The 9,890-nt window shown below is 53.3% G+C and carries 8 protein-coding genes; 6 read left to right on the plus strand and 2 right to left on the minus strand.

The features are described 5' to 3' along the window. Positions 1-87 precede the first annotated feature (87 nt). Positions 88-345, minus strand: a complete 258-nt coding sequence (locus ABEA12_RS10575) for a hypothetical protein (RefSeq protein ID WP_210099283.1) — start codon at positions 343-345, stop codon at positions 88-90. After that, entirely contained in the window at positions 342-995 is a 654-nt protein-coding gene (locus tag ABEA12_RS10580) for a recombinase family protein (protein WP_210099282.1), read from the minus strand. Before ABEA12_RS10580 ends, ABEA12_RS10575 begins: the two co-directional genes overlap by 4 nt. Before the next feature lie 1,605 nt (positions 996-2,600). Here ABEA12_RS10580 and ABEA12_RS10585 point away from each other — a divergent pair. The 6 genes from ABEA12_RS10585 to ABEA12_RS10610 all read left to right on the plus strand — a co-directional run bounded on the left by ABEA12_RS10585 (position 2,601) and on the right by ABEA12_RS10610 (position 9,347). Next, a complete protein-coding gene (locus ABEA12_RS10585; RefSeq protein ID WP_210099281.1) occupies positions 2,601-3,197 on the plus strand; it encodes a helix-turn-helix domain-containing protein in 597 nt (198 codons plus the stop codon). A 6-nt stretch (positions 3,198-3,203) separates the two neighbouring features. Beyond that, positions 3,204-3,908, plus strand: a complete 705-nt coding sequence (locus tag ABEA12_RS10590) for a DUF1028 domain-containing protein (RefSeq protein WP_210099280.1) — start codon at positions 3,204-3,206, stop codon at positions 3,906-3,908. A gap of 149 nt (positions 3,909-4,057) precedes the next feature. After that, the gene (locus ABEA12_RS10595) at positions 4,058-5,605 is read left to right on the plus strand and encodes a sugar ABC transporter ATP-binding protein (RefSeq protein ID WP_210099279.1); all 1,548 of its coding nucleotides are present in this window, start codon (positions 4,058-4,060) and stop codon (positions 5,603-5,605) included. After that, complete coding sequence (locus ABEA12_RS10600) at positions 5,595-6,611, plus strand: ABC transporter permease (RefSeq protein ID WP_210099278.1); 1,017 nt, start codon at positions 5,595-5,597, stop codon at positions 6,609-6,611. Before ABEA12_RS10595 ends, ABEA12_RS10600 begins: the two co-directional genes overlap by 11 nt. A 26-nt stretch (positions 6,612-6,637) precedes the next feature. Then, positions 6,638-7,768: a sugar ABC transporter substrate-binding protein gene (locus ABEA12_RS10605; protein ID WP_210099277.1), complete on the plus strand. Its 1,131-nt coding sequence runs from the start codon at positions 6,638-6,640 to the stop codon at positions 7,766-7,768. Positions 7,769-8,123: 355 nt separating this feature from the next. Then, positions 8,124-9,347 (plus strand): amidohydrolase, encoded by a 1,224-nt coding sequence (locus ABEA12_RS10610; protein WP_210102395.1) that lies wholly within the window; start codon positions 8,124-8,126, stop codon positions 9,345-9,347. The last annotated feature ends 543 nt before the right edge of the window (positions 9,348-9,890 follow it).

The following is a 9,890-nucleotide window of genomic DNA, read 5'->3' on the forward strand; positions in this document are numbered from 1 at the left end:
CACCAGCAGTACCGACGCCAAGATCTTGGCCCTACCTGGGCCCGCGTGGATCAACCAACCAGCTGAGGCCATCGCAAAAGAGGCTGTCTAACTCACGCTGGCACCGTTTGACTTGAAAAGTTCCGATGCCACGAACCGCACGGAGCTTCCGCGCTTGCTCTCCCCCGCTACGGTGAGCACGTTGTGTGAGATGGCTTCAACTCCCCACATCGTTCCCCCGTTCTTTTTGAACAGGGTATCCAGGCCTTCGAGGGTTTCATCGAGCATCTGACTCAGCTGCGACATTGCTTTCTCCACCGTAGGTTGCGGGTCACTGACCTGGTGGACGGTCTGCATGCTCATCATGTTTTATTCTCCTGCCTGGCAGGTGTTCCCTTTGGCTGATTCTCCATGTGGCGCGTTTTGACCCACTCCTGTGCTTCGAGGTCGGCGATCCTGCGGTATAGCGTCGCGCGGGACATGCCGAGGTCGCGGGCAACGTGAGTGGCTGGTTGACCGGACGCTATGAGCCGACGAGCGTTGGCAACTTGGCTGTCCGTAAACGCCGGCCGGCGGCCGCCGAGGTCATGGCCGGCGGCACGGCGCTTGGCCACGGAATCGTTGATGCGCTCACGTTTGATCTCCAGTTCCATCTGAGCCAAGGCCGCGGTAATGGTGAAGAGCATGCCACCCATGGGGGTTCCGGTGTCTACGTCTCCCCCACCCAGGTTCAGTACTCGCAGGTTCGTGCCTCGATCTTTGAGCTGCTCGGCAAGGGCGAGCATGTTGGCTGTGGAGCGTCCGAGCCGGTCCAAGGTGGTTACGACCAAGGTGTCGCCCTCGTGGAGGGCATCCAAGGCTCGGTCGAACGCGGGCCGGCTTGCTCGCGCGCCGCTGATTCCCCGGTCGATGTAGAGGTCATCTTTGCGTACACCTGCGGCGAGTAGGTCATCGACCTGCCGGTCCGCCGCCTGGGCTTTGGTGGAGACTCGGGCGTATCCGATGAGTTTGCTCATTCTGGGGTGCTCCATCTGTCTTGCAACAGTAGTTGGGTACCGGATTTCGGTGATCCCTTGCGAGACATGGTAGCAAGACTATCGGATCATTGGATTTTCAAGAGCTCGAAAGTGTCTCGACCAGGTGCCTTTCAACCCATAGGTTGCGAGACCTCCCGCGAGCAATATTTATCGAATACTCAACAACCCTGCTCGCAGACCCATTCGCCGGATCAGTTGGCTGACACACGTTTATTCAGAAACATCAGGCGCGGGGTTCCGCGATATAGAAAAAGCCCACACGGCGACCCGTGCGGGCTTCCTATCTAACGATCGTTTTTTGACGAACTGGAGAGGTGCCGAACATTCCGTGGCCCCGAGGTAGGAATACGAACAAAAACACTAAATGACATAGGCTGAGCGCTGCATCGAAGCAAGGGGCTTGTACCCTTGGGGTCGGGCCATAGACTCACCAGTGACAGCAACCAGAAAAAGGGGTCGGCCTTTAGGTCGGCTCTTGATTCGCCGTAAGGATAATCAGGTTAAACGTCGGACGCGTAGCGGACACCCGTTTCCTGGGTGCGAGCTAGCGAGTGCCCAAGCATCGATGCAGCCGCCGGATTACCGGGTGGAGTAAATGAACACTTACTCACTTACTCACTTACTCACTTACTCACTTACTCACTTACTCACTTACTCAAATGATCATGTGGGTGCAAGAGTCGGCCGCATGATTGAAAGACACGACACGAGGCCGGCCCCTTGGTCGACAGGCCAGAGGATGAAATTACAGCCAGCCCGTCCACGGTGCCATCCATAGAGTCATCCACGCGCGGTAGCGGGTGTGTTGAATTTGTGGTTGGGCGCGGTGGACGAAGTGCAGTGCTGTGGGTGGACACGCTTGCGGCACATGTCAGACCATCCACGTTCAAACGGGCTAACCGGATCCAGATGCACGCCGCTTGAGAAGTGGCCAGTAGTGGCGCAACACGCCATCATGGCCGAAGGCCAGCACCGGAACCAGGCAGAATAGACCGGTGATTGTTCTTGACTGTACTGAACGCGCCGATCGGCGGTCGAGTGAGCGTACAGGCGGAAGCCGCCCGCACCGCAGCGCAAAGGAGCGAAACATCCTGACTGGTGCGCCGCTCCGCTGCTGGGTCTTTAATACTTGTTGTCGGTTTCATCGGCTTCGGTCGCCAACAGCGGCCGGGTTTAATCTCCCCGACTCGATCTGCAAAGTCAAGGCACCGGCGTCAAACAAGAGCACCCTTGCCGAGACGTAGTATGGCAAGTCGCCGAGGCTGTCCGGTTTTATGTGGGCCGCGTCCATGAGAGTGATCCCCATGCTGAAGCATGAAAATCAATTTTTTCGACCACCGGAGACAGAGGTCCACTGGAGACGGGCCTCTGTCGCTCACATGCGTTTGGTATAGAAGTGGGCTTCGCATCTTAGGTTCAATATAACGAAAAAAAGCTATAATAATGAACATCCGGTCAAGGGTCGCGGAAGCTGGCTGAAGGCGATACATAGAACATGATCGGGGTTGCCGTCATCAATATGTTATTTTTATTTATCTCAATATTTAAAATTAGTGGATTGTTTATTCTAGAAAGAGTGCATTCATGGTCGAAACTCAAGACGGTCCAGAGGACTCTGTGCAGCACGCACAAAGAGCAATAGATGCAGCCGGAAGCTTAGTCAGGCAACTCAGAACGGAAGTCGGCTGGAACATTGCCCAGCTAGCAAAGAATTCAAATGTAAGCCCTGGTCTTCTTAGCCAGATTGAGCGGGGCAATGGGAACCCGTCCCTCACAACCATAATCAAACTCGCCCAAACGCTAGGTGTGCCGGCTAGTAGGTTTTTCGACGGCCTTGACGAGACAGGGAGCGTTGTCAGAGCAGCTGAAAGGCCACGACTTCAAATTGCGGACGAGGGGCTGGTCTACGAATTGATGACCCCTCACATGCGAGGAAAAATCGGCGTTGTCAGATCACAGGTGGCTCCCGGCTATACGAACGAAAAGGCTCCGTTCGTTCATGCAGGGGAGGAATGCAGCATCGTATTGGAGGGGTCCATCACGATTTCGATAGATGGAAATAAGTACGATCTCAACGAGGGCGATGCAGTTACCTTTGATAGCGGTAAGCCCCACTGGTATCTCAATTCCAGTCGCAAAAGTGCCCTCTTGCTGGGTGCTATGTCCCCACCAACTTTTTAGGAAACCATGACCTTCTCTATCGTTGCACGTTGTCCGAAAACCGGACACTTTGGCGTCGGTATCGCTAGTGCAGTTCCGAGCGTCGGATCGGTCTGCTACCAGGGAAGCGGAAATGCAGGAGTGGTTGTGACTCAATCTTGGGTTAATCCCTACTGGGCGATAGACGGTGTTCAGTTGTTATCCAACAACCTCACCGCTTCGGAAGTCTTAGAGCAACTTTCCAAGGCTGACCCACGAACAAATTTACGACAAGCGGCAATAGTCGATGCACAGGGTGAGGTTGCGGTACACACCGGCGCTGACTGCACAGAGGTCTCGGGCCATCTCACCGCGCAAGGCGTATCTGTTCAAGGAAATATGTTGGCAAATAAGCAGGTTTTACCGGCGATGCTCAAGGCCTATCTATCCTCTGCCCAAGACAATTTCCAAACCTCGCTTCTATCCGCTCTAACTGCCGCACAAGCGATGGGGGGAGATAAAAGAGGGAAGCAGTCAGCTGCTCTGGCCATCTACTCGACTGAAGAATACCCGCTACTGGATCTAAGGGTAGATGATCACCTCGAGCCCCTGCGAGAGCTTGCTCGTCTACTGGACTTGGCTCGCACGCAGATCCTTCCTTACTCCTCGATCATGTCCACGAGAACAATGCCGCAAGGGCGACGCGATGAGGACATCGAACGAATGCTCGCTACACCTCCGTCCGAACGCTGACAGCCTTTAGTCACAGAATCCGTCATTTTGTTGAAGTATCGTCAACATATTGACTTTGCAGATATCGCGTTCGATACTAAGTGAATGAGACGCAGATTACATAGAAAAGCGACGATAGCCGTCAGTCTCCTGCATGTGCAGGTGGCCTCATGAGCTCGTCCGTTGAAGGCATGCCGTCCTCAAGTCCAGTTCTTCAGATCCAAGGTATAGAAAAAAGCTACGGATCGAACCAGGTATTGAAGGGCATCTCCATGTCCATCGCCCTCGGCGAAGTTTCAGCACTGCTTGGAGAGAATGGCGCGGGGAAATCTACACTGGCAAAAATCCTTGCCGGATCTCTCCAGCCCGATAAGGGAAATCTGTCCTTGGACGGCCAACCTACTGTTTTCAGTTCCCCGCGGGAAGCTATCGACAGCGGTATTGCCTTCATCCCCCAGGAACTTATTTATGTTCCGGATCTGTCGGTTGCGGAAAACATCTGCTTGGGTAACCTACGCGAGAAAAAGCTTATTGTTTCCCAAGCCGCTATCTATAAAAAAGCGGAAAGCATCTCTCGGCGTTTTGGCATCGACGTTCCCTTATCGAAGCGTATGCGTGATGTATCGCTGGCAAGCCAACAGAAAATCGAAATCCTCAAGGCTTTAGGTAGAGAATCGAAGGTGCTGATTCTAGACGAGCCGACAGCGGCGTTGACCAATGATGAATCCGCGGAACTGTTGCACTTGGTCGCGGAACTCGCAGCAACTGGCATGAGCATTATCTACATCAGTCATCGCTTGGACGAAATAAAAAAGTCTTGCGAAACAGCGCATATCCTGCGTGACGGGCTCTTGGTAGCGAGCCACAACGTCGCTACAACCGATACTCGCGTGATGGTTGAAGACATGTTGGGACGCAAACTAGAGGCACGTTCTAACGATCGCACTCCAACAGATCATTCTGAACCTGCACTACAAACACATGCGCTGACAAGTCCGGCGGGTGTAGACAGATTGAATGGAATCGACCTCTGCGTCGGACGCAACGAGGTCGTGACAGTCTATGGCCGACGTGGTTCAGGAATAGATAAACTCGCGCGCTCCATGGCAGGTCTCGAGAAGGACGTTGCGGGCGACATCCAGCTTTTCGATAGCCACATGGAAGTCTTCAAGAATCCGGGATCAGCAATAAAAGCTGGAGTCGCTTACGTTCCCGCGGAACGAAAATCCCAGGGTCTTTTGATGAAGGCAAATATCAGTCGCAACATCACTCATCTGGTCTGGCCCTCTATGGCAAAATTCTTCACCATCCGACGACGAGATGAACGAAAGCGAGCCTCGAAGGCCATTGAGGCTTATCGCATCAAGTGCCGCAGCGGCTCCCAATCGATCACTGATCTCAGTGGCGGCAATCAACAGAAAGTCATGATTGCTAGTCGAATGGAAAAGAAGCCTCGCTTTGCCGTCATGCACGAGCCCACACGCGGTGTCGATGTCGGTTCCAGGCAGGAAATACACGGCCAACTCGAGCGCATCGCCAGAGGGGGTGTACCCGTACTTATTTTCACCTCGGACATAGAGGAAGCATGCACAGCTGGGGACAGACTTCTGGTAATAAACGACGGGAAAATTGTACATGAAATAGTTTATCCCACGATTTCTGATCAAACAATAGCGCTACACATTGCAGGGGCAGGAACGACCACGAATGAAAATTGATACGGTAACCAAAACAGGAACACCGCAAGACGGCCGGACCAGCAGCTTTAGTGCATCGATTAAGAACGCCCCAGAGAACATGATTCAGGGTGTTTTCCTGGTAACCATTCTCGTTGGCATAGTCATCTATTTCTCATCACAGAGTGACAACTTCTTTTCAATAAGAAACTTCATCACGATCCTCGCGACAGCAGCGGTGATTGGTATCGTCTCCATCGGTCAAGTATTGACTATCATCACCGGTGGTTTCGATTTGTCTGTTTCAGGCGTTGTTCCACTAGGCGCAGTGCTCTACGCCCTTTTCCTCAATGCCGGCATGAGTCTGCCGGTAGCCCTCCTGCTTGTCATCCTGTGCGGCGCGGCGGTCGGTACCTTCAACGGATTAGTCATCACCTTGCTGCGTATCAACCCGCTCATTGCCACGTTGGGCACCATGTCAATTGCTGGAGGCATTGCGCTTACCTTGGCGAACGGTGTAAGTGTGCCGTTCACGGACATAAATAATGATGTCCTAACTCAATCAACAATCGGCTCTATCCCGAACCATGTATGGCTTCTTATCGGTTTGGGTCTCTTGGCACATGCCATGCTTCGCACCACCGTCTTCGGCCGCCAGTTGTACGCCGTTGGAGGTGGAGAGGAGGCCAGCCGACTGGCGGGCATCAAGACGCGAAGCGTGAAAGCAACTGCTTATGTCCTATCTGGTTTGTTGGCCTCCCTAGCTGGCGCCGTTATTTCCAGCCAGTTGCTCACAGGGGTAGGAACAGCAGGAGCAACCTCTGCGCTAACTTCCATCGCCGCTGTAGTCCTCGGTGGAGCTGTCCTCACAGGTGGCGTGGGAGGAATCCCAGGAACCTTCGTCGGAGTCATCATTTTATCAACGCTTTCTAATGGCATGGCCGTGATTCAGGTCCCCTCCTTCTATCAGGACATAGCAACAGGAGCTGTCTTACTGATAGCAGTTGCCCTAAGCCAACTCAAACAAGTAATTAGTCAACGCAAGTAACAACCTTCACCGAAAACGAGGATCCAATGACGAATCGCGCATATCCAAAACTAGCAATACTGACAGCTGTCCTGTTGGGAACAAGTTTGTTGAGTTCCTGTTCATCTCCCTCAAGTTCGGAGGCTGGCAGCGACGGTCTAAACCTGACTTTCGCTAACTACACCGAAGCGGGTCCCGTCTTTCACGCGACAACCGTAAAACTGCAAGAACAACTCAAGGAGCACGCGGACAGCGGTGTTTCGGTGGATTGGTTCGATAACCAAGGCGATCCCACCAAAATGCTGGAGAATGCACGTTTGATGGTGCAGACATCTCCGGATGTGATCATTGAATACCCCGTCGCCGAGGACTCAGTCGGTGTACAGAAAGTTTTCAAAGAAGCAGACATCCCTTGCATCGCGCTAAATCTTCCCCTCGCGGGTTGCAGCTGGATCAACATCGATAACCCCAAAATGGGAGAGTCGGCGGCAAAACTTGCTTCTGCAGAAGCCAAGAAACGCGGCTGGACCGAGGACGACACAACTGTCCTAATCGGCCAGAACGCTACAGCTGGACCATCTGTGAATGGAAACATCACCCGTTTCTTCGAAGTGTTCGCCGATGAGTTTGGGCTGGAACCGGTAGCTGAAGCCGACATTACCCCTAGCACTTCAACCATCGGAAAGAACGGGGTCCAGTTCGACGGAAAGTCCGACCAGGATGTTAGCTTCACGGCCGTTCGGGCGTTGCTCGCCGGGCTCGACCCTGATAGAAACCTGGTTCTTTATGCGTGCAACGACGATCAGACCCTCGGTGCATACAGGGCTATCAAGGACGCCGGACGAAGCGATAACGTCATCGTTATCGGCCACGGTGGAGGGCGTATAGATACGCTGGAGGCCCTGCGCGATGATCCCAATTGGATCGGGCAAGACGTTTTCTTCGAAGATTACTGGGGCCAGTACACCGTAGCCATGGCCGAGGCCATCGTTGCGGGCAAGGAACTACCGGAGCTGACACTTCTTCCCAGCCTCACAATCGGAAAAGATGAACTGTTCGACTACTTCGATAAGGAAACGCTGGAACTCACTAAGCTGCCACCTCTGGATGACACCAACTCCTATATGGCAGACAGTGACTTCTTGAAGCGCATCGACAATATCGATGGCCTTAAGTAGACAGCCGGCCTGAAACCGTTGAACTAAAGAACGCTCAACAGATCAAAGGCCCATAGCCACCGGCAAAGGATCAGCTCGGAGCGGTACAAAACTATAGCGCCGGCGGGGCCCTAGGATACGGTCCCGCCGGCTTTGTCCTTTGTTGAAACCAAAAGTACTTCTATATGTAGGTTCAGCACGCCTGTTTTACACGATTCACATGAGCCATTTTTCGTGAGCCTTGACTATGACAAAGGTTCATCACCACTGCGTGAAAAGACCTATCCCCCCTGCCAGACCGAGAACGAAGACACGTTCCTGCTGAGACTATTTTCGAAAGACGAAGCATCGGCAGAATTCCTAGGATTGAGTGAACATGACATTCGGAAAAGAACAGCAACTTCCACACCAAATGTGGAAAGCGATACAGGAGGAGGTTAGTGAGTGGGAGGAACCCATACGTGATTTGGTCGTGGACCTGCATGCAAATCCAGAAATAGCCTTCTCGGAAGTACGTGCTTCTGAAAAAGTGGCGACCCTTCTTAGCCTGGCCGGCTTCGCCGTAGAGCGAAACGTAGGCGGACTTCCCACCGCGCTTGTCGCTCAAATTGGGGATGGACCGCTGACGGTTGCTATATGCATCGAGTACGATGCTCTCCCGGATATCGGGCATGCTTGTGGACACCACTTAATTGCCGGGTCATCGATCGCCACTGCGCTTGCCCTGCGAAAGCATGTCGACCGGCTAGGTATCACCCTCTTGGCTGTCGGCACTCCAGCCGAAGAACATGGAGGCGGGAAGATCCTGTTGCTGGAGCGCGGCATATTCGATGGTGTGAGCTTGGCTGTCATGATGCATCCGGTGCAGGCCGGTGTATCCCTGGACCCAACAGGGACAAGCTCTCAGGCCGTTGGCCGGTACCTCGCTACCTTTAATGGCATCGCCGCGCATGCTGCAGCTGCGCCACATGCTGGTATTAACGCAGGAGATGCAGCCGTCTTGAGCCAGGTCGCAATCGGACTATTGCGGCAACAGATTCCCGAGAATCATCGGGTTGCAAGCTTTATTTCTGATGGTGGAGTGGTGACCAACATTATTCCGGAAAGATCATCGGTAGCTTTCGAATGTCGCGCGTTTTCAATGGGCGAATACACTTCTCTGGTCGAGCGCGTAAAGAAGTGCTTCGAAGGTGCAGCCCTTGCTACTGGAACGTCGGTTGAAATAGTAGCTACAGAGCCAGTGTATGAACCTCTAGTTCAAGATCGGACACTGGCCTCCCATTGGACCGAGGCGATGGTTCGCATGGATTGGGATACAACCGGGACGCACGGTATTGGTGGTGGTTCAACAGATATGGGCAATATCTCACAGGTCATTCCATCGCTTCATCCATGGGTAAGCATCCCGGAGGTCAACGCCGCCATTCATTCGAAGGCCTTCGGACAAGAATCGAACTCAAAGCAGGCGCATCAGCTCATGTTCGATGCAGCACGCGCCTTGGCTTGGACTATCGCGTGTGCAGCTCTTGATCAAGATGAGAGAGAGTATTTTATAGAGAAATCCTATACGCGAACGAGAGAATCCAGCCTGCTCGATTAAGCCTTAGCTCAGCTGTTTCATGCCGGCCAGGGTCATGAAACAGCTGGACTAGTTGTGCGCTGCCAGATATCTCGAAAAAGCATCCAGACCGTAGGATATCTTGGCTGAGGAACAGCTAGACGCTTCTGAGTCCGAACGACCATGCGTTTGCGAACTATGTGGTTATCGATCCGCAGACCTCATCACGTACCAGCCGCTATCGAACAGCGCGCAGAGGACTGCCAACGGTTCTTCGGAACCAAGGAGCCTAAGAAGAGGGTGGACCAGGATTTTTCGTGGCCTACCGACTACCCTGGCAAACCAGCGTGCGACTTCAGGAACTCGACTCGTAACTGGTGGAGTGCACCAAGGACATGGGATCACTGCAGTTCACATAGTTGCTATTAAGATCCAGATGACCTGAGTGTCGCTTTTGCCGATCGCCCACCGCGACACCGGATCTCCACAAAACCCAGGGTTAGATTTTCGTACTACTGCGTGCAACCGAGCGAGTACTCAGAAATCCCTGAAACCGATGGATTACCGGGGGAAGTGAATCATGTG

The sequence above is a fragment of the Paeniglutamicibacter antarcticus genome (assembly GCF_039544305.1).
Lineage (GTDB): Bacteria > Actinomycetota > Actinomycetes > Actinomycetales > Micrococcaceae > Paeniglutamicibacter > Paeniglutamicibacter antarcticus_C.